Below are 20,332 nucleotides of genomic sequence, written 5' to 3' on the forward strand. Positions count from 1 at the left end.
TCTCTCTGAAGTTCAGATTTCAACCGTCGCGCGCGAATGCGCGGCGGTCTCGCGCGTTCGTATTTGGTGCAGCGCCCTCTGCGGGCAAGGTTAACTTTCCGGAAAACCGATGCGGTCATGATTGCAGCAATTTCCCGGGTGCTGAGTCGCCCTTCGCGTATTGTATTTCAATTGCTGAAGCGAGTTCATGAGCGGCATTTCCATTCGTCTTACTCACAAGGTCATGGCGATCGGACTGTTCGGCCTCATCGGGCTCGTCGCATTCGGCTCGATCTACCAGATTGGCAGCCTCTCCCAGGACACATCCCGCGATGCTGCTGAAGACGCGCGCAGGATGTCCGACCTGAACCAACGGGTTTCCCAGCAGATGCTCGAAGCGCGCCGGGCCGAGAAGGATTTCCAGCTCCGTCGGGATCAGGCCTATACGAAGCGCCACGCCGAACTTGCGTCCGGCATCATCCGCAATCTCGACGGCCTCGGCGACGCAACGCGTGCGGCGGGATACGCGGGAATTGGCGAGCAAGTGTCGCAGGTCCGCGCCGGGTTCGAGAGACACGCGAAAGAGTTTGCGGCCGTCGAGCAGGCCGAAGTCAGGCTCGGATTGAACGAAACACTGGGGCTGTCAGGCTCGCTGCGCACCGCGGTCCACGACATCGAGACCAAGCTCAAGGAGATCGACGACCCCCGGCTCACCAGCGGCATGTTGATGATGCGTCGCCACGAGAAGGACTTCATGCTGCGCCGCGACCAGAAATACGCGGAAGCGCTCAAGAAGACTGCGGCGGAATTCTCCAAGCAAATCGAAGCATCGACGATTCTCCCGACAATCAAGGCCGATATCGCCAAGAAGCTCGCCAAATACGAGGCTGACTTCGCAGCCTGGGCCGCCGGCGCGCAAGACCTCGCCGCGCATGGAACGGCCATGTCCAGGGAATTCCGGCTGATCGAGCCGATCCTCGAGGAGATCGAAAAGAACGTGACTGAGCGCTACGTCTCGGCGCGGGCGGCTGAAGCGTCGACGCGAGCCTCGATCAAGCTCTGGATGTGGGTCGCGCTTGGATGCTCCGTCCTGCTGGTGGGAAGCGTGTCTTATTTCATCGGCCGCTCGATCTCGACCGCGCTGATCGCGATGGTGCGCTCCATGACCGGCTTGGCACACGGCGACACCTCCGTCGTGATCCCCGGCCTCGGCCGCAAGGATGAGATCGGCGAGATGGCCGGCGCGGTTGCGGTCTTCAAGACCAACATGGCGGAGGCCGAGCGGCTGCGCACCGAGCAGGCCGAAGCGGAGGCGCGGGTCCGGCAGCAGCGCAAGGCCGACATGCAGCGGCTCGCCGACGGGTTCGAAGGCGCGGTCGGCGAGATTATCGAGATCGTATCCTCGGCGGCGACCGAGCTCGAAGCGTCCTCCAACACGCTGACGCAGGCCGCCGAGCGCGGCAACAGCCTCGCCACCGCCGTGGCGGCGGCCTCGGAGGAGGCTTCTGCAAATGTGCAGTCGGTGTCATCAGCGAGCGAGGAGTTGACCTCTTCGGTCTCGGAGATCAGCCGTCAGGTGCAGGAATCGGCTCGCGTTGCCGACGTCGCCGTCGGACAGGCCGAGCGCACCAACGCGCGCGTCGCCGAACTGACGAAGGCCGCCTCTCGCATTGGCGACGTGGCCGAGCTGATCAACACCATTGCCGCGCAGACCAACCTTTTGGCGCTCAACGCGACGATCGAAGCGGCGCGGGCGGGCGAAGCCGGCAAGGGTTTTGCGGTGGTCGCGACCGAAGTGAAAGCTCTTGCCGAGCAGACCGCGAAGGCCACCGGCGAGATCAGCCAGCACATCGGCGCGATCCAGACCGCGACGGAAGACTCCGTCGGCGCAATCAAGGAGATCGGCGACACCATCGCGCGGATGTCGGAGATTTCCTCGACCATTGCCGCGGCGGTGGAAGAGCAGGGCGCCGCGACGCAGGAAATCTCCCGCAATATCCAGCATGCCGCGATAGGTACCGCCGACGTCTCGGCGAATATCGGCGACGTCCAGCGTGGCGCGGGCGAGACCGGCGCCGCCTCGGCGCAGGTGCATTCGGCCGCACAGTCGCTGTCGCAGGAGAGCAACCGCTTGAAAAGCGAGGTCACGCGCTTTCTGGAGATGGTGCGGGCGGCCTGAACGGCGCGCCGGTATGGCGCTGCACAATGCCGGTCATGCCGCAGCAGATGGTTGCGGAACATATAGGGCCGGCGACGCCGAATTCCGTAATTTAACGTAGCTTCCTGTTAACGCCTGTTTGCAATTATGGACGCAATCTTACGGGACAAGAACCAGCCAGCATCGTTGGAATGACCTCCGCCCATTCGTCCGTCGCGACGATTGCGGCGCAGCTGACTTGTGCGTTGCGGGTTTCATCGGGATTTGCGTGATGTCGAAATTGTCGATCGTGTTCAAGCTGCTGACCGTGCTGTCGGTCCTCGTGCTCTCGCTTGCCGGTGTCGGCGTGATGGCGATCGGCACCATGCAGAACATCAACGCTCATACCGTCGAGATTGCCGAGAGCTGGCTGCCGAGCGTGCGTGCGCTGGGCTCGATGCGTGCCGACATCAACGAGCTGCGCGTCGCGCTTCGTCTGCATCTGATGCAGGACACGGCCGAGGGCAAGGAGGCCGCCGAAAAGCGGCTGGCTGGCTTGCGTGAGCGCATCGAGAAGACGCGCAAGGTCTACGAGCCGCTGATCACGGTCGCCGAGGAGCGCTCGCTCTACGAGCAATGGAGCAAGGCATGGGCGGAATATCTGACCGGCGTGCAGGAGACGATGGCGCTGTCGCGCAAGAGCATCGGCCGCTTCCCGACCGATGCCAACGAGCTGCTGCAGACCAAGGTCGCGAAGATGGCCCAGGCCGCCGATCCCCTGCTCCAGAAGGGCATCGAGCTCAATAACCGGGGTGCCGAGCTGGAAACGAAGCAGGCGGCCGACAGCTACGCCACCATCTTCCGCGTGCTGGTCGGCATCATCGTTGCAGCCGTCGTGATCGCGATCGGCGCCGCCTATTATCTCGTGCGGGACGTGTCGCGTGGGATCGCCTCGATCATCCGTCCGATGCAGTCGCTCGGCGAGGGCGACCTCTCGGCCGAGGTGCCGCATCGCGGCGAGAAGACCGAGATCGGCTCAATGGCGGATGCGCTCCAGATCTTCAAGGAGGCGCTGATCGCCAAGAGGGCCGCCGACGAGGCGGCCGCCCGCGACGCCGAAGCCAAGATCGAACGCGGCCGCCGCGTCGATGCCATCACGCGCAATTTCGAGGTCATGATCGGCGAGGTCGTCGAGACCGTGTCGTCGGCATCGACCGAGCTCGAGGCCTCCGCGGCCACGCTGAGCGGCACGGCGCAGCGCGGCAAGGAGCTCGCGACCGTCGTTGCGGCCGCGTCCGAGGAAGCCTCCACCAACGTCCAGGCCGTCGCCTCGGCCTCGGAGGAGCTGTCGTCCTCCATCACCGAGATCAGCCGCCGCGTGCAGGATTCGGCGCGGATGGCCGCGGACGCCGTCGAGCAGGCGGCGCGGACCAACGACCGCGTCAACGCGCTGTCGCAGGCCGCCTCCCGCATCGGCGACGTCGTCGAGCTCATCAACACCATCGCGGGCCAGACCAACCTGCTGGCGCTGAATGCGACCATCGAAGCGGCGCGCGCCGGAGAAGCCGGCCGCGGCTTTGCCGTCGTCGCTTCCGAGGTCAAGGCACTCGCCGAGCAGACCGCGAAGGCGACCGGCGAGATTGGCGCGCAAGTCGCCGGGATCCAGGCCGCGACGCAGGAATCCGTCAACGCCATCCAGGAGATCGGCGGTACCATCGAGCGGTTGTCCGAGGTGTCCTCGGCCATCGCCGCCGCCGTCGAGGAGCAGGGCGCGGCGACCCAGGAGATCTCGCGCAACGTCCAGCAGGCCGCACTCGGCACGCAGGAAGTCTCGTCCAACATCACCGACGTGCAGCGCGGAGCGATCGAAACCGGCTCTGCCTCGGGCGAAGTGCTCTCGGCAGCGAAATCGCTGGCCACCGACAGCACCCGCCTGAAGGTCGAGGTCGCGCAGTTCCTGGAGTCGGTGCGCGCGGCCTGATCTTTACGCGGTCGCCTGCGGGGCCGGCGGCGGAGCGGCCTGCCGCCGGAACAGGATGCGCTGGTAGAGCCAGCCGATCGCGACCAGCACGACGCCGAGGCACATGAACGACAGCGCGCGGTAGACGCCCGTCAAGGTCCAGACGTCGACGGCGAAGGCCTTCAGGATCGTCAACCCGATGACGGCGGCCGAGGCCAGCCGCGCACGCTCCGAATTGACCAGGATGCCGACGCCAAGCAGCATCACCCCGAACGCGAGCCACCCGATCGAGTAGGTATATTGCTCGGCGCTCGTCGTGCCGCCGTAGAGCAGGACCGGGCCGTGATAGAAGCGGCGGATCTCCAGCGTCACATAGGCGAGCGCGAACACAAGGGCGCCGCCCGCGATCGTGTTGGCATATGCGACGGGGCGATGGCCCGCCACGGCGTAAGAGAGCAGCAGCATCAGCACGGCCGGCAACGCATAGCCGAGCAGCAGCAAATTGAACACGAGGCCGCCGACATCGACGCTGGTGAACAGCAGCGGATTCTCCAGGATCAGGAGACCCAGCACGCTGATGAGCCCGGCGATCGCCGTGAGCACGACAGCGCCGATATTGTGCACGATGCTGTGGCTGCGCAGCCACAGGCGCTCCAGCCCGATCGCCATTGCGAGCGTGACACAGACCTGCAGTGCGAACTCGAGCAGCGACGGCGGCGAGGTCATGCGGCCGCCGGTCGCAAAGTGCCGGATCTCCATGAAGGCGAGCAGTGCTGTGAACAGGATCGCGGCAGTCTCCACCATGCGCAGCGGCGGATCGTCGGCGCGGCGGCGCAGGAAGATGCTCGCGCCCCAGAACGAGGCCGCCGGCAGGCCGTAGCCCCAGAGCAGCCAATTGAAGATCGGCGTGGTACCGACGGCGTCGCCGACGATGCGTGGGTCATAGGCGATGCGCGCGGTGACGATGCCAGCGAAGATGGCGGCGAGCCAGCGCAGGAACGGGATCGGCCGCTGCATCGAGATCCAGGCGGTGCCGAGCGACATCAGTGCCAGCGCGATCGTCAGCCAGCCCTTCTCCAGGGCGAAGGTCAGCGCCAGCGCCAGCGCACCGAGCGTGCCGGTCGCGAACAACGCGGTGGAGATCATGGTGCCCGGCCGGCTCTCGCGGCGCGTGAGGGCTTCCGTCGCGGCACCAAAGGCCGCGGCAAGCAGCACGGCGAGGATCGCGAACGGGATCGAGCGGTCGAGATGGGCGATGCGCGCATAGAGCGCAACCAGGATCGCGATCGGCGTCGCGACGCCGGCCGCCGACCACACCACCGGGATGATTGCCGAGTTCGAGCGGCCCTGCGCCAGGAAGCCCGCGATGCCGAAGCCGGCGGCGAAGATCGCGGCCGTCACCAGATGCAGCGTCACGGAGCTGTCGATTGCCGTCGGCCCGACGCCTGACATCGCGCCGCCCGGCAGCACCAGCATGTCCGGACTGGCGCGCACCGCCCATTCGGCGAACACGATGAAGACGGTGGCGGCAGCCGCACCGAGCGCGCCGGTGGCCGCCGGCGCGCGCCAGGCGACGAACAGCGTTGCACCGACGAGCAGCGCAAACGCGATCAGCGCCAGATCGGCGTGCGCACTCGACAGCACGATCAGCATCGCGCCGAACAGATAGGCACCGAGCGAGCTCGACGACACCGGCTCGATCTCGCCGTCCTCGATGCCGGGGCCGAACATGAAGCTGCAGACCACGAGGAGGGCGGCGAGCACGAAGCCCGCGATGACATGGAAGGCGTGCGGCGCGACCTGGACCTGCCCGGTGTCGAGACCCGGGAACAGCCAGAGCACGGCGAAGACGATCGTCGTGACCGCGAGCCAGCGCCACAGCCGGATGCGGGCGAGGCCGAAGCTCGCGGCGGTGACGACGGCGAGATAGATGTAGAGCGCCCAATAATCCGGCTTGCCGCTGGAGACGAGGACCGGCGTCACGAAGGCGCCGACGACGCCGAGGCCGGCGAGCGCCGGTCCGTGCAGCAGCGCGGCGGCGAGCGTGCACATGGCCACGATGCCGAGCATCACGAAAGCGGTGGCGGGCACGAGGAAACCGTAGAGCGCATAGGCGGCATAGATGGTCGCGAACGCCACCGCCGTGCCGGCCGCGGTGAGGATCGCGGGGATGTTGGCGATCGGCAGCGCCGCGATGTTGGAGATGCTCTCCTTGCGCCGCGTCCATTCGCCCGCCCCCAGCAGCGCCGCCGCGAACAGGCCGCCCAGGAACACGCGCACGCCGGGGCCGAGCAGGCCGGCCTCGATCGAATAGCGCACCATGAAGAAGCCGCCGAGCGCGAGCGCAAGGCCGCCGATCCACACCACCCAGCGCGTGCCGAGCTGCTCCTCGAAGCCAGGTTCTCGAATATCAGATGCGGGAGCGGGCCCAGGCAGTGGCGGCGGGGCATCGGCCTGTGGGCTGGTCTCGACCGGGGGCGGCGCAAGCTCTTCGGTGACGAGCGGAGGCAGCGCCGGCTCGGCCTCAGGCGCAAGCGGCGGTCGCTCGGCGGTCGCTGTTGCGGGCGCCTCGGCTTGCGCCAGCGTGGGCAGCGGCGGCGGCTGGACCGGCCGCTGCGCGTAGAACATCGCTTCGAGCGCGTTCAGTCGCCGGCGCAGCTCGGCCGCCTGGCTGGAAGCCTTGATCGCGATCAGGAAGGCGATGATCGCGATGATCACCGCAAAGGTGTCGAACGGGCCGTCGAACATGAAGCCTCCAGGCAACCGGCGGGGCAGGGCCGGCGGCACAAATCTCAGAGTCTAAAGCGCGATGAGATTCGTCCTCGCGCTTTAGGTTGTTGTTTGCGCATGATCTTTCCGGAAAACCGCTTCGCACTTTTCCGGATCATGCTTTAGCGCCGGGAGCGCACGCGCAAGCCCGGCGCAGGCCGCTCCTGGAGCACCTCGCGGCGGAAGCGGTAGAGCGCTGCCGGCCGTCCGCCCGTCTGTGTCGACATCACGCCGGTCGGTTCGACCAGAGCTTCCATTTCGACCAGGCGGCGGAAGTTCTGCTTGTGCAGGTGCCGGCCGGAGATCGCCTCCACCGTATGCTGCAGTTCCGTAAGTGTGAATTCGGGCGGCAAAAGTTCAAAGACGACAGGACGATACTTCAGTTTTGCCCGCAGCCGCGCGATCGCCGTGGCGAGAATCCGGCGGTGGTCGAACCGCATCGAGGTCCCGAGCGGAGGAAGCCTCTTGCGGGCCAATGCCGCCGGGCGGCCGTCGCGCCGCGCTTCCTCGACCAGCCCGGCCTCGTACAGGAGCTCGTAGCGGTCGAGCACGCGCTCCTCGTCCCAGGCGGCCCCGTCGAGGCCGAAATAGAACCGCACGCGATCCTTGCGCGGCAGCGCGCGGATCGTCTCCGGCGTCTCCTCCGCGGCCCATTCGGTCAGCGCGGGAATGATGTCGCGGGCGATGATCGCCGGCGGCTCCTCGCGCCAGTCTTCCCAGGGCAAGAAGCGATACCATGGCGCGAAGCTCGCCGCGTTTGCCGCAAGCTCGCCGTCCACCGCGCGCGTCAGCGCGAGATAGCCGATCGACACCATATGCGCGCCGGTATCGCCGGCCTCGGCATGGCGGCCGCGATCGCCAAAGGTGTAGAGCTGCTCGACATAGCCGAGCCGCAGGCCGGCCTGCTCCTCGACCCAGGCGCGCAGGCCGATCTCGAAGGTGCGGTGCGCGAGCGCGTCGAACGGGCCGAACGGCAGGCCGGCGAGCCCGTCACCGCCGCGCGCGGTGAGGATCAACGGCTCATGGCCCTCGATCGCGACGATCGCCGCGGTCAGGCCGATCTCGATCGGCGTCAGCAGCGTCTCGCTCATGCGGCTGATATCGCGGCTGTCATTCGAGCTCGATCACGAAGGGGCGGCCCTCGACCATCATCGCGCCCGGGCCGATCTCGTCGAGCGCGCGCAGCATGCGGCCGTTGCGCCCGAGGGCGCGGTCGGCGAGGCCGACGATGCGCCGGTTCGGCGAGGCGATCGGCGAGGCCGCGCGGATCTTCCTGGCGATCTCGAGTTCGTCACGGTTCGGATTGAGCGCGCACACCGCGGCAAACGCGCTCGCGGTGGAGCGGCTGATGCCGGCATAGCAATGCACCACCAGCGGCGCGCTGCGGTCCCAACCGCGCACGAAATTCAGCACCTGATCGATATGCGTTTCGGACGGTGCGGTGAAACCGTCCATCTCCTCGGTGATGTCGTCCATCGACACCTTGAGATGGTTGGCCGGCAGCACCGAGACCGGCCGCGCCACCTGCTCGACATTGGCCATCACGGTCAGCACATGGCTCGCCCCGGTGAGGCGAACGGTTTCGGGAAGCGCGGCGAGGGAACAGACGTGGATCATGGCGGACCTTTTTTGCCGCTGATTATAGCCGGTGCCGTAGGGTGGGCAAAGCGACGCGTGCCCACCACCTTTGTCGCAAACGCGAAAGGAGGCGGGGACGGCGCAAGCGCGCCTTTGCCCACCCTTACGGCACCTACAACGAAATAATACTCACGCAAACACCGCGCCAAACCGCTCCAGAAACTGCTTCTCGGCTCGCGCCGCGGTCCAGGGCGTCAGATAGTCGCGCCGGACGCTGTCGGAGAGGCCCGGATCCTTGCCGAACAGGCGCTTCGCCTCGCTTTCGCTGAAGCCCGCAAGCTCGGTGGCCTCAAGGTAAGCCGCGCCGCGATCGGCGGCCTTGATGGCCTGCGTGATCTCCTCCGGCAGGACCGGGGGCAGTCCGAAGCGGATGTGAATGGCGCCGAGCAGGCGCTTCTCCACGGCCTTGTAATGGCCGTCGAGCACGGCCTTGAAGGGCGAGATCATGTCGCCGATCACATATTCGGGCGCATCGTGCAGCAGCGCGGCGAGCCGCATGCGTTGATCGACGTTCGGCATCTCGTGCCGCAGCACCGTCTCCACCAGCAGCGTGTGCTGCGCCACGGAGAAGATGTGCGCGCCGGCGGTCTGGCCGTTCCAGCGCGCCACGCGCGCCAGCCCGTGCGCGATATCGGCGATCTCGACGTCGAGCGGGGAGGGATCGAGCAGGTCGAGCCGCCGGCCCGACAGCATGCGCTGCCAGGCCCGGGACTGCGCGTCGCGCGCGGTCTTCTTCGCCGTCATTTGACCTTGAGGCGCGGCTTGCGCTGCGTCTTGCTGCAGGTCGCGTGACAGTGGCAGTCGACCAGATGGTCGTTGACCATGCCGGTCGCCTGCATGAAGGCATAGACGATGGTCGGGCCGACGAACTTGAAGCCGCGCGAGGACAACTCCTTCGAGATCTGCACCGACAAGGGCGTCGAGGCCGGCACGCTCGCGCTGGTCTTGAAATGGTTGACCTTGGGCTTGCCGTCCATGAAGTCCCACAGCAGCTTCGAGAAGCCCGGACCTTTCTCCATGATGTCGAGATACGATCTGGCACTGAGGATGGTGCCGTCGATCTTGGCCTTGTTGCGCACGATGCCGGCATCGTTCATCAGCGCGTGCACCTTCTTGGGCGTGTAGCGCGCGATCTTCTCCGGCTGAAAATCGTCGAAGGCTTTGCGGAAATTGTCGCGCTTGCGCAGGATCGTAATCCAGGACAGGCCGGCCTGGAAACCGTCGAGGATCAGCTTCTCGTACAGCGCGCGGTCGTCATATTCCGGCACGCCCCATTCGGTGTCGTGATAGGCGACATAAAGCGGGTCGTCGCCGGGCCACGGGCAGCGGGTCTTTCCGTCGGGATGCAGACGAGGGGCTCGGCTCATACGGTGGGCTGCTTCGCAGGGATGCGGACGATTTCGGGTTCGGCGAGCTTCAAGGCGAGACCGCCGGCGGTAAGCGGCTGGCCGGCATCGAGCGCGTCGGCGACGCGGTCGATGCGCACCAGCGCGATGCCCATTCCCTTGGCCGACGAACCCATCGTGCCGACGGATTTGTCGCCGGCCATGACGCTGACGCCGGCCTCCGGCGAGAAGTCGTCGAGCAGCACCTTGACGCTGCGGGTGCGCGCGGTGCCGCGATGTTGCATGCGCGACACGACCTCCTGGCCGACATAGCAGCCCTTGTCGAAATCGACGCCGGCGAGACGGTCCATATTGGTCTCGTGCGGGAACGCGTCGTTGTACATGAAGTCGAGCCCGCCGCGCGGCACGCCGAGCGCGATGCGGTGCGTCTCGTATTCGGTGGCATCGACCAGCTCGGCGCCGATCAGGTCGGACAGCTTCTGCTTGAGATCGTCGGGGACCAGGATGCGATACCCGAGCTCGCCGTTGCGCGGATCGGCGAAGGCGAGGTCCGGTTGCGTCGCGAGCTGGCCATCCCAGGCGGCGAGCACGCCGAGATCGAGGTTTTCCACCGTGACCTTGGCGCGCAGCTTGTAGAATTTCAGCTTGGTGGCGAGGGTTTCCGCCAGCGCCTTCGGGCAGTCGATCAGGAACCCGCCGCCGTGGCCGGCGGGCACTTCCGTGATCAGGAAATCGACGATGATCTTGCCCTGTGGCGTCAGCAGCGCGCCGAATCGCCCCAGGCCCGGCTTCAGCCTGTCGAGATCGGTGGTGACCAGGCCGTTGAGGAAGTTGCGCGCATCCTCGCCCGCGACCTTGACCACGCCCCGGTCGGGAAGAAACGCTGATTTCATGCGAAAATCTCTTGCGACATGTTGCTCCGGAACGTAAGCCCGCGAGGCATAAACGACAAGACCTCGAGCCCTGCGCTTGGGGATGAGAGGGGCCTTTAGCCATGACCCAGCGTTTCGACGTGATCCTCAAAGGCGGCACCGTGGTCAACCAGGACGGCGAGGGCCAGCGAGACATCGGCGTCGCGAATGGCCGCATCGCCGAGATCGGCGCGTTGTCGCAAGGCTCCGCCGCCGAGGTGATCGACTGCAAGGGGCTGCACATCCTGCCCGGCGTGATGGACACCCAGGTGCATTTCCGCGAGCCGGGGCTGGAGCAGAAGGAAGACCTCGAGACTGGCTCCCGCAGCGCCGTGATGGGCGGGGTCACCGCGGTGTTCGAGATGCCGAACACTTCGCCCTTGACCGTGACGGAAGCCACCTTCACCGACAAGGTGAAGCGCGCCCATCACCGCATGCATTGCGATTTCGCCTTCTTCATCGGCGGCACCCGTGAGAACGTGCAGGACCTGCCGGTGCTCGAGCGCGCGCCGGGCTGCGCCGGCGTCAAGGTATTCATCGGCTCCTCGACCGGCGCGCTGCTGGTGGAGGACGACGAAAGCCTGCGCCGCATCTTCCAGGTGATCCGCCGCCGCGCTGCGTTCCACGCCGAGGACGAATATCGCCTCAACGAGCGCAAGTCGCTGCGCATCGAGGGCGATGCGCGCTCGCATCCGGTCTGGCGCGACGAGACCGCGGCATTGATGGCGACGCAGCGGCTGGGCAAGCTCGCGCATGAGACCGGCAAGCGCATCCACGTGCTGCACATCTCGACCAAGGAGGAGATCGAGTTCCTGCGCGACCACAAGGACGTGGCGTCCTGCGAGGCGACGCCGCATCACCTGACGCTGGTTGCGCCCGAATGTTACGAGCGGCTCGGCACGCTGGCGCAGATGACCCCGCCGGTGCGCGGCGCCGATCACCGCGCCGGGATCTGGCGCGGCATCGAGCAGGGTATCATCGACGTGCTCGGCTCCGACCACGCCCCGCATACGCTGGAGGAGAAGCAGAAGACCTATCCGGCTTCGCCCTCCGGCATGACCGGCGTGCAGACCTTGGTGCCGCTGATGCTCGATCACGTCAACGCCGGCCGGCTCTCTCTGGCGCGCTTCGTCGACCTCACCAGTGCCGGCCCCGCGCGTCTCTACAATATGGCCTGCAAGGGCCGCATCGCCGCCGGCTACGACGCCGATTTCACCATCGTCGATCTCAAGCGCAGCGAGACCATCACCAACAAATGGGTGGCGTCCAAGGCCGGCTGGACGCCCTATGACGGGGTGCGCGTGACGGGCTGGCCCGTCGGCACCTTCATCCGCGGCCGCCGTGTGATGTGGCAGGGCGAGCTGGTGACGGCTTCGCAAGGCGAGCCGGTGCGGTTTCTGGAGACGCTGAAGGCGTAGGAATAGGCCAAGCCTCTTGCTCCGCTGTCATGCCCCGGCTTGACCCGGGGCATCCAGTACTCCGCGGCGACACTTGGCTGATACGGCTGCGGTCTCTGGAATACTGGATTGCCCGCTTTTGCGGGCAATGACAGTGTGCCACGAAGCGAGAGCTCAAATTGGGAGAGCCCATCATGTCCCGGCCAACCGCCCTCATCGCCACCGAACAGCTCGCCGCCATCCTGGGCGACCCCAATCTCCGCCTCTACGACTGCACGACGTATAACGAGCCCGTCCCACCCGGCAGCGATGTGCCCTATCGTGCCGTGGCCGGCGACAAGACGTTTGCCGCGGGTCACATCCCCGGCGCCGATTTTCTCGACCTGCAAGGGGAGTTCTCCGACGCCTCGTCGCAACAGTTCTTCATGATGCCCGATGTGGCGCAGCTGGAGGCGGCCTTCGGCCGCCATGGCCTCGATGCGTCCAAGACCATCGTGCTCTACAGCATCGGCACCATGATGTGGTCGACGCGGTTCTGGTGGATGCTGCGCTCGCTCGGCGTCGAGGCCTGTGTGCTCGACGGCGGCTTCGACAAATGGAAGGAGGAGGGGCGGCCGGTCGAGACAGGCGCACCGCGAGGGTATCCAGCCACGACTTTCAGGGCCACGCCGCGCGAAGGCTTCTTCGTCGACAAGACCGCGGTGATGTCGCGGCTCGGTGATCCCTCGACGGTCATCGTCAACGCGCTCGGTCCGCAGTTTCATCGCGGCCTCGAGCGGAGCCGCTACGGCCGGCCCGGCCGTATTCCCGGCAGCGTCAACGTATCGGCCGCAACGCTCGTGAACGCCGACAAGACGCTGACGACGCTTGCAGACGCGGAAACGAAATTCGCAGGCCAGGGCGTCACGCGCGACAAGAACGTGATTCTCTATTGCGGCGGCGGCATCTCGGCTACGATCGACCTGTTCCTGCTGACGCAGCTCGGCTTCGACAGGCTGACGCTCTACGATGCCTCGATGGGCGAATGGGCGAGGGATTCGGCACTGCCGATCGAGACGGATTAGTGCGACCCTTCTTACCCTTCCCCTCCAGGGGAGGGTGGCAATCGGGACAAGAAAAGTCGGGAACCTTTGCCCGCGGCCTGCATCCAATGTCCGGAACCAAGGGAGACAAGGTGCCCGCCATGCCAAGGACCGCAGCCGGCCCGTCAGCCGGCGTCAGGACATCGGAAGCCGAGCTGATCGATCGCGCGCGGCGCCGCGACGCAGCCGCGCTGCGCGAGATCGTGCAGGCCAACAACCGCAGGCTCTACAGGCTCGCCCGCGGCATCTTGCGCAACGATAGCGAGAGCGAGGACGTGGTGCAGGAAACCTACATCCGCGCCTTCACCCATCTCGATGGATTTCTTGGTGAAGCCGGGCTGTCGACCTGGTTGTCGCGCATTGCGATCAACGAGGCGCTCGGACGCCTGCGCAGTCGGAAGCCGCAGGTCGACCTGGAATCGCTGCCCGAGGCGACGCTCGAAGCACAGATCATCCAGTTTCCCCTTTCGTCCGCCGCAACCGATCCGGAAAAATCCATGGCTCAACGCGAGATTCAGCGCGTCGTCGAACACGCGGTCGATGAACTGCCCGACGCCTTCCGCATGGTCTTCATCGCGCGGGTGATGGAGGGGATGAGCATGGAGGAGACGGCCGAGCTGCTCGCCATCAAACCCGAGACCGTGAAGACGCGCTTGCATCGTGCGCGCACCCTGCTGCGCGAGAACGTCGAAAAGAAGATCGGCCCCGTCGTGATGGATGCATTTCCGTTCGCCGGACAGCGCTGCGAGCGCCTGACGGAGACCGTGCTCAGGCGCCTTGGCGTCAGCTTGTAATTTTTCGGGAACGTTGGCGCAAAACTCCCATCCAATCCCTGTGAAGCAACGCGCCGGGCAAGGTCCGGCACCACAGGAGTATCGAGCCATGTTCACCCGACGCAACGCGGCGATCGCCGTGGCCATTCTGTCGTCGAGCCCGGCGCTGCTGCAAAGCGCCGGCGCAGCCGACAAGCCCACCGATCCGCAGATCGCTCACATTGCCTACACCGCAGGCGTCATCGACATCAACGCCGCCAAGCAGGCGCAGAAGAAGGCGAAAAGCAAGGACGTCAAGGCGTTTGCACAGGACATGCTGCGCGACCACGAGGCCGTCAACAAGCAGGCGCTCGCGCTGGTCAAGAAGCTGAACGTCACGCCCGAAGACAACGACACCAGCAAGGCGCTGTCCAAGCAGGCGAGCGACAAGCTGGCCGAGCTCGACAAGCTGAGCGGCGCGGCGTTCGACAAGGCCTATGTCGCCAACGAAGTCGCCTACCACAAGCAGGTCAACGGCGCGCTGGAGACCCAGCTCATTCCGTCCGCCGGCAATGCCGAGCTGAAGAGCCTGCTGCAGACCGGCCTGAAGATCTTCCAGGGCCATCAGCAGCACGCCGAGCACGTCGCGGCCGAGCTGAAATAGGAGAGAGGTCATGAAGCCGGAGCGACGATTGTCGATCGCCGCAGCGCTCGTCCTTGCGGCAATGGTCGTTCCGGCGCGCGCCGCAACGATCGAGATCACGATGGACAATCTCGTGATCTCACCGGCCGAGATATCGGCCAAGGTCGGCGATACCGTCACCTGGATCAACAAGGATGTCTTCGCCCACACCGCCACCGCGAAGAACGGTGACTTCGACGTGACGCTGCCGCCAAGGAAGTCGGTGTCGGGGGTTTTGAAGAAGGCAGGAACGATCGACTATTACTGCCGCTATCATCCCAACATGAAAGCGACACTCAAGGTCGAGCCGTGAGGAGCACGTTCCCGATTGCCACGGGAACATCTCCCGGCCGCCGCGAGACTAATGCTTGTCCGCCAAAAGCGGCTTCCGTGCGATAAACGCAGCAGACTTCGCGAGGCCTTTCGCAAAGTCATTCATCCGTTGACTGGCCCCGCCCGCGTGGCGGGGGCATTTTCGGGGAAGGCTATTGTCTCGCGATCGTGACCGAGAATTCGCCGTTGCGGATGCGGCCGGGAAAGCCCTCGACGAACTTGGCGACCGCGTCCTCGCCATAGGTGCCGACGAGCTCGGCAAAGGCCGCGAACAGGCTCGCCTGCGCCAGGCAGTCGCCATCGACGCCGTCATGGCGCGCCTCGGCCCAGGCCTCGTTGAGATAGCTCAGTGCGGCCTGCTTCTGCTCGTGGTCGGGCAGCGGCGCGCGGGCGGGGGCGTAGGAAATCGGCTGGCTCATAAAACTCGATCAGGGCTGGGGCGCGATCCACGGCGATGCGCTGTGCGAGAGGTGTAGCACGGGCATTAACGACCGCTAGGCCACATCTTTAAGAACGGTTAACGGCTGTGAACAAAATCGACGACGAGGTTCCGGCGGGCGTCATTCCGGGCTCGCGCTACGCGCGCCCCGGAATGACGAAGAATCAGTTCGCGTAACGCGCCGTCAGATCCCGCGAGATCTTCGAGCCTTCCTCGATATAGCGGCGAATCGCCACCGTCGCGGCCGGCGTGCAGCTTCGATAGGTCTGCTGAAAGCCGTTATAGCCGCGGTTGAAACCGGCGATCATCCGGGTGCGGCGCTCCCCGGCGGGGGTTTCGGCATCGATCAGCGCCTGCATCTCGTTGCGCCATTTGTTGCCCTCGTTGGATCCGCAGATGCCGCGCAGATAGTGCAGCCCGCCCAGGATCTCGGCCAGCCGCTGCAAATCGGCGTCGAACGGCGCCGCCACGTCCTGGGCCCTCGTGGGCACGGAGGCGCAGGCGAGAATCAGGGCGAAAATGGCCAGAAATCGCATCGACATCGGCGGCTGTATGCCCCCTTGGGACGGCGGGCGCAAGGCGAGCCGTCAGGCCCGGAGCAGCCGGGCGGCGGACTGGATGACCTCCTCCAGCCCTCCGGTCAGCTTGAGGTCGCCAAGGCCGGCCAAGGCGTCGGGAGCGATCCAGCGATAGTCGTCGAGCTCGTCGTTCAGGACGGGCTCACGCGCCACCCAGCGGGCGGCAAACGACATGATCAGATAATGCCCGGCACCGGCCGCCGCCGGCAGCACCTCGCGCCAACCCGCGAGGCCCACGATCGCGATGTCGAGCCCGGTTTCCTCCTCGACCTCGCGCTTCAGCGCCTGGTGCAGCAATTCGCCGAATTCGACCCGGCCCCCGGGCAGCGAATAGAAGCCCTTGGCGGGCGAACGGGCGCGGCGGGTCAGCAGCACCTTGCTGTCGCGGAAAATGGCGGCGCTGACGGCGAGTTGGGGATGCGTGGGCTGGACGACTGAAGCCATTTTCTGAAAGGACCTGTTCTGAAAGGACCTGGCTCAGTTCGCCATAATGGTGTCGACGTCGGCTTCCGCCCCGCCATGGATGATGCCGCCGCAGGCCGCGATCAGCGGCTTGACCCAGAGCGCGGCCTGCTCGGCGAGGCGGATGCGCGTCGCGTCCTTTTCGACCTCGCGCATGGCCGAGCCGACCGCGGTCAGGATCGAGGTCATCGTATCGGTGAGGTGGTCGAACTGGGCGCGCACGTTAGGATCGGCCTTCTCATAGGCTTCGATCGCCAGATCCCGTGCCTTGAAATTCGACGCCGTAAAATGCTCCGCATAGGACAGCGGCGTCCAGGTCAGGAAATCTTCAGCGCATTCGGGCATGTCCGGAACCATTTCCAGCAGCATCACGGCTTCATTGAAATGGTTGAGATAGTCGGTGGCAAGTCCGGTCCGCGGGTTGATATTGGCCACGCGCAGCCGCTCGGCCCAGGCCTCAGCCTCGGGGCCCGTCTGTACATGCGTCCGCGCGGGTTGGGAGGCCGTTGAGCTCATCTGCCGCAGTGTTAACGTTCGGGGTTAAAAGGACCTGAACAGACCCTATATAGACATCCTGGGATGTGTGGACGCTTCGTCATAACTTCGGCCCCCGCGGCTTTGCGGCAACTGTTCGGCTATGTCGAGCAGCCGAACTTCCCGCCCCGGTACAATGTCGCACCGACACAACCGATTCCGGTCGTGCTGGTCGAGAACGGCGCGCGCCATTTCCGCCTGATGCGCTGGGGTCTTCTGCCGAGCTGGGTCAAGGACCCCCGCGGATTTACGCTCCTGATCAATGCCCGCTCCGAGACGGTGCTGGAGAAGCCGGCGTTCAAGAAAGCCATGCGCCGGCGGCGCGGCCTGATACCGGCCGACGGCTATTATGAGTGGAAGTCGGAAGGCGGCCGCAAGCAGCCTTTCTTCATCCACCGCGCCGACGGTGCGCCGCTTGGTTTCGCCGCATTGTTCGAGACCTGGATTGGGCCGAACGGCGAGGAGCTCGATACGGTCGCGATCGTCACGGCCGCGGCGGGCGAGGATCTTGCCGCGCTGCATGACCGCGTGCCCGTCACCATCAGTCCGCGCGACTTCGAGCGCTGGCTCGACATCAAGGGCGACGAGGTCGAGGCGATCCTGCCGCTGATGACCGCGCCCCGCATCGGCGAATTCGCCTGGCACCCGGTCTCGCCCCGCGTCAACCGCGTCGCCAATGACGACGAGCAGCTCTTGTTGCCGATCAGTGCGGAGGAGATCGAGGCGGAGGCAGAGGCGGCCAAGCCGAAGAAGGCGCTGCGGAAGGCTGCGGCTGCGTCCTCGGATGACGGGCAGGGCTCGTTGTTCTAGCTAGCCTATGTTCCAGCCAAGCTGGCGCGATTGACTCCGCTGTCGTCCCGGACAAGCGCGCCTCAAGCGCGCGCCGATCCGGGACCCATAACCACAGGAAGCTTTGTTGAGCGCGCGGGCAACCACGAGTCTTCGCCAAACACCATCCTGTGGTTATGGGTCTCGGATCGGCGCTGGCGCTTGTCCGGGACGACAGCGAATGTACGGCGCCGCCTTCACACAACCTCCCGTGCCCTCAACGCCGCGATCTCCGACGTATCGAATCCCAACTCATCCAGCACCGCATCGGTATCTGCGCCGAGCTCCGGCGCCATCCGGTCCAGCCGGCCGCCGCCATGGGCGAGCTTGAAGCCGCTGCCGGCAAAGCGCAGCCGTCCATAGGGCGTGTCCAACTCCTGGATCGCACCGCGCGCCTTGACTTGCGGATGGTCGATCACCTCCTCGACCTTCCAGATGCTGGCGCAGGGCGCCCCGGCGTCTTCCAAAATCGTCTCCCATTCGCACGCCGGTCGCGCCGCGAGCGCCTGCTCGATGATGGCGCGCAGCGCCGGCTCATTCTCGTTGCGGGAGAACCAGTCGGCAAAGCGCGGATCTGACAACGTATCCTCGCGGCCGAGCGCGCTCATCAATGCGCGGTACTGCTTCTCGTTGTTGACGGCGAGCAGGATGTGGCCGTCGCCGCATTTGAACAGATTCGCCGTGGTCCGGCGGCTCACCGCCTGATTGCCCGAGAGTGTCTGGCGATGGCCAGCGACCGACCAGTCGGCAATCTGGCCCGACAGAAACGCCAGCGTCGCCTCCAGCATGGAGACGTCGATGAGCTGCCCCTTGCCGGTGCGGTCGCGCTGGTACAGCGCGCTCGAGACACCAAAGGCAGCGGTGGCGCCGGAGAGCACGTCGCACACCGCAAAGCCGGCGCGTGTCGGCCCCGTCTCCGGATGGCCGGTGATCGCCATGATCCCGGACAGCGCCTGCATCTTGCCGTCATAGCCGGGACGCAGGCGGTCCGGGCCGGTCTGGCCGAAACCCGACACCGCGCAATAGATCAGCTTTGGATTGATCGCGGATAGCGCCTCGTAGCCGATACCGAGCTTGTCCATCACGCCCGGCCGGAAATTTTCCATGACGACGTCGACGGTCCCTGCGAGCTTCTTCACGATCGCGATCGCCTCCGGCTTCTGCAGATCGAGCGTCAGGCTGCGCTTGTTGCCGTTGATGGCCTGGAACGCCGGCGCCAGCCCGCGCTCGGCCCATTCGCGTGAGAGCGGCGTGCGGCGCATGTCCTCGCCCTCGCGCCGCTCGACCTTGATGACGTCGGCGCCCAAGAGCGCGAGCTGGTAGCTCGCATAGGGCCCGGCGAGCACTTGCGTAAAATCCAGGATCTTCACGCCCTCGAACGGTCGCGTCACGTCGCTCTCCCACTTTGTTGTCGTTATCGGAGGACGTCAGGCGGCGCGGTTGCCGCGTGCGATCTCCTTTTGCTTGTCGAACTCGGCGCGGCGGCGGGCCAGCTCTTCCGGCGAAAGCTGTGCGACATTGTTGTAGTCGAGCTTCCAGGAGGCATCCTCGCTCCAGCGCAGCGGCGACTGCATCGTGGTCTGCGGGCCGCTCGCGGTCTCCAGCAGCTGAAGCGCGAGCTCTAGGGTCTGTGCCTGCGAGGTGACGTCGTGCGGCTTGCCGGCGGAATTGCCGAGCGGGAAGTCCGAGAACAAGAAGCGCGGCACCGCGGCGTGCTCGATGATGTCTTTGGCGCAGCCCATGATCACGGTCGAAATGCCATTGGCCTCCAGGTGCCGCGCCACCAGCGCGGTGGTCTGGTGGCAGACCGGGCAGTTCGGCACCAGCACCGCGGCGTCGACCTTGTCGGCAAGGCAGCGCGCCAGGATCTCCGGCGCGTCGGTGTCGAGCGTGACGCGATGGCTGCGGTTGGTCGGCGCGCCGAAGAAGCGCTGGCTCACCTCGCCGATGCGGCCGGCGGCCGACGCCTTCAACAGCTGCGGCAGCGGGAACCAGGTGCCATTGTCGGTGGCGCTCGTGTGCTTGCGGTCGTAGCCGATATGCGAGATGCGCAGGTCGTGCTGCTTGGAGGTGTCGCCGTCATAGACCTGGTAGAACTTCGCAGCTCCATTATACGCCGCGCCCGGCCCCTGGTCGCCCTTGGCGGGATCGTAGGGTGCCGCGGTCGTGATGATGGTCACGCGCGACTTTTCCAGCGGCTTCTTCAGCGGCTGGAACGGCGCTGACGTGTAATGCGCCCAACGATACGGCGTGGTGTAGCCGATCGCCGCGTAATAATCGCGGGTGCGCTGCATGTAGGGGACGGGGGAATCATAGTCGGGCGCAAAGCCGAATTCGTCGTCGCGCGGAGCGGACATGGGCGCGTCTCCTGGTTCTTGGTTGGAGCCAGACTAGAGATAGTTTTGGGGTTGCTCAACGGGGGGAGCGGCGGCGCAGGACAGAATTGCAGATGAGGATGATGCGGCGCGAACGGTGCTAACCCTCTCCCCTTGTGGGAGAGGGTGG

The 20,332-nt window shown here is 65.9% G+C and carries 20 protein-coding genes; 8 read left to right on the forward strand and 12 right to left on the reverse strand.

Annotation, left to right across the window (positions count from 1 at the left end; translation table 11 throughout):
• Nucleotides 1-187: 187 nt before the first annotated feature.
• Both X268_RS06565 and X268_RS06570 read left to right on the forward strand, forming a co-directional pair.
• A complete protein-coding gene (locus tag X268_RS06565) occupies nucleotides 188-2,158 on the forward strand; it encodes a methyl-accepting chemotaxis protein (protein ID WP_128924174.1) in 1,971 nt (656 codons plus the stop codon).
• A 250-nt stretch (nucleotides 2,159-2,408) separates the two neighbouring features.
• A complete protein-coding gene (locus tag X268_RS06570) occupies nucleotides 2,409-4,097 on the forward strand; it encodes a methyl-accepting chemotaxis protein (protein ID WP_164937576.1) in 1,689 nt (562 codons plus the stop codon).
• Nucleotides 4,098-4,100: 3 nt separating this feature from the next.
• Here the strand turns inward: X268_RS06570 and X268_RS06575 are convergent, their stop codons facing one another.
• The 6 genes from X268_RS06575 to ygfZ form a co-directional block, all read right to left on the reverse strand.
• Complete coding sequence (locus X268_RS06575; RefSeq protein WP_128924176.1) at nucleotides 4,101-6,824, reverse strand: DUF2339 domain-containing protein; 2,724 nt, start codon at nucleotides 6,822-6,824, stop codon at nucleotides 4,101-4,103.
• A 143-nt stretch (nucleotides 6,825-6,967) separates the two neighbouring features.
• A complete protein-coding gene (locus X268_RS06580; protein ID WP_164937577.1) occupies nucleotides 6,968-7,936 on the reverse strand; it encodes an NUDIX hydrolase in 969 nt (322 codons plus the stop codon).
• A gap of 19 nt (nucleotides 7,937-7,955) precedes the next feature.
• Nucleotides 7,956-8,462: a tyrosine phosphatase family protein gene (locus X268_RS06585; RefSeq protein ID WP_128924178.1), complete on the reverse strand. Its 507-nt coding sequence runs from the start codon at nucleotides 8,460-8,462 to the stop codon at nucleotides 7,956-7,958.
• A 150-nt stretch (nucleotides 8,463-8,612) separates the two neighbouring features.
• Nucleotides 8,613-9,227: a YfbR-like 5'-deoxynucleotidase gene (locus X268_RS06595; RefSeq protein WP_128924179.1), complete on the reverse strand. Its 615-nt coding sequence runs from the start codon at nucleotides 9,225-9,227 to the stop codon at nucleotides 8,613-8,615.
• Nucleotides 9,224-9,850: a DNA-3-methyladenine glycosylase I gene (locus X268_RS06600; protein WP_128924180.1), complete on the reverse strand. Its 627-nt coding sequence runs from the start codon at nucleotides 9,848-9,850 to the stop codon at nucleotides 9,224-9,226. Before X268_RS06600 ends, X268_RS06595 begins: the two co-directional genes overlap by 4 nt.
• Nucleotides 9,847-10,722, reverse strand: coding sequence for a CAF17-like 4Fe-4S cluster assembly/insertion protein YgfZ (gene ygfZ / locus X268_RS06605; RefSeq protein ID WP_128924181.1), 876 nt, complete (start codon nucleotides 10,720-10,722; stop codon nucleotides 9,847-9,849). Before ygfZ ends, X268_RS06600 begins: the two co-directional genes overlap by 4 nt.
• A gap of 101 nt (nucleotides 10,723-10,823) precedes the next feature.
• Here ygfZ and X268_RS06610 point away from each other — a divergent pair, with 101 nt between their 5' ends.
• The 5 genes from X268_RS06610 (at nucleotide 10,824) to X268_RS06630 (ending at nucleotide 14,966) form a co-directional block, all read left to right on the forward strand.
• A complete protein-coding gene (locus tag X268_RS06610) occupies nucleotides 10,824-12,158 on the forward strand; it encodes a dihydroorotase (RefSeq protein WP_128924182.1) in 1,335 nt (444 codons plus the stop codon).
• Between the two features lie 173 nt (nucleotides 12,159-12,331).
• Complete coding sequence (locus X268_RS06615) at nucleotides 12,332-13,201, forward strand: sulfurtransferase (protein ID WP_128924183.1); 870 nt, start codon at nucleotides 12,332-12,334, stop codon at nucleotides 13,199-13,201.
• Between the two features lie 119 nt (nucleotides 13,202-13,320).
• Nucleotides 13,321-14,013: an RNA polymerase sigma factor gene (locus tag X268_RS06620; protein WP_164937578.1), complete on the forward strand. Its 693-nt coding sequence runs from the start codon at nucleotides 13,321-13,323 to the stop codon at nucleotides 14,011-14,013.
• A gap of 88 nt (nucleotides 14,014-14,101) precedes the next feature.
• Entirely contained in the window at nucleotides 14,102-14,635 is a 534-nt protein-coding gene (locus X268_RS06625; protein WP_164937579.1) for a DUF4142 domain-containing protein, read from the forward strand.
• A 10-nt stretch (nucleotides 14,636-14,645) separates the two neighbouring features.
• Nucleotides 14,646-14,966: a cupredoxin domain-containing protein gene (locus X268_RS06630; RefSeq protein WP_128924186.1), complete on the forward strand. Its 321-nt coding sequence runs from the start codon at nucleotides 14,646-14,648 to the stop codon at nucleotides 14,964-14,966.
• Nucleotides 14,967-15,138: 172 nt separating this feature from the next.
• Here X268_RS06630 and X268_RS06635 read toward each other — a convergent pair whose 3' ends face one another.
• The 4 genes from X268_RS06635 to X268_RS06650 all read right to left on the reverse strand — a co-directional run bounded on the left by X268_RS06635 (nucleotide 15,139) and on the right by X268_RS06650 (nucleotide 16,981).
• A complete protein-coding gene (locus X268_RS06635; protein WP_128924187.1) occupies nucleotides 15,139-15,405 on the reverse strand; it encodes a hypothetical protein in 267 nt (88 codons plus the stop codon).
• Between the two features lie 184 nt (nucleotides 15,406-15,589).
• Nucleotides 15,590-15,967, reverse strand: coding sequence for a TIGR02301 family protein (locus tag X268_RS06640; protein ID WP_128924188.1), 378 nt, complete (start codon nucleotides 15,965-15,967; stop codon nucleotides 15,590-15,592).
• Nucleotides 15,968-16,012: 45 nt separating this feature from the next.
• A complete protein-coding gene (locus X268_RS06645; RefSeq protein WP_128924189.1) occupies nucleotides 16,013-16,447 on the reverse strand; it encodes an NUDIX hydrolase in 435 nt (144 codons plus the stop codon).
• 33 nt (nucleotides 16,448-16,480) lie between these two features.
• Entirely contained in the window at nucleotides 16,481-16,981 is a 501-nt protein-coding gene (locus X268_RS06650) for a hypothetical protein (RefSeq protein WP_128924190.1), read from the reverse strand.
• A 63-nt stretch (nucleotides 16,982-17,044) separates the two neighbouring features.
• Between X268_RS06650 and X268_RS06655 the strand changes: the two genes are divergently transcribed.
• Nucleotides 17,045-17,809 carry an SOS response-associated peptidase gene (locus X268_RS06655; protein ID WP_128924191.1) on the forward strand — a complete coding sequence of 255 codons (765 nt, stop codon included), beginning with the start codon at nucleotides 17,045-17,047 and terminating at the stop codon, nucleotides 17,807-17,809.
• Nucleotides 17,810-18,024: 215 nt separating this feature from the next.
• On the opposite strand, the gene X268_RS06660 is transcribed toward X268_RS06655, so the two are convergent.
• Together X268_RS06660 and X268_RS06665 are read right to left on the reverse strand one after the other, a co-directional pair.
• Complete coding sequence (locus X268_RS06660; protein WP_128924192.1) at nucleotides 18,025-19,218, reverse strand: CaiB/BaiF CoA transferase family protein; 1,194 nt, start codon at nucleotides 19,216-19,218, stop codon at nucleotides 18,025-18,027.
• A gap of 36 nt (nucleotides 19,219-19,254) precedes the next feature.
• Complete coding sequence (locus X268_RS06665; protein ID WP_128924193.1) at nucleotides 19,255-20,184, reverse strand: glycine/sarcosine/betaine reductase selenoprotein B family protein; 930 nt, start codon at nucleotides 20,182-20,184, stop codon at nucleotides 19,255-19,257.
• Nucleotides 20,185-20,332: the final 148 nt, after the last annotated feature.

Origin of the sequence: Bradyrhizobium guangxiense, from assembly GCF_004114915.1 — a bacterium.
GTDB lineage: Bacteria > Pseudomonadota > Alphaproteobacteria > Rhizobiales > Xanthobacteraceae > Bradyrhizobium > Bradyrhizobium guangxiense.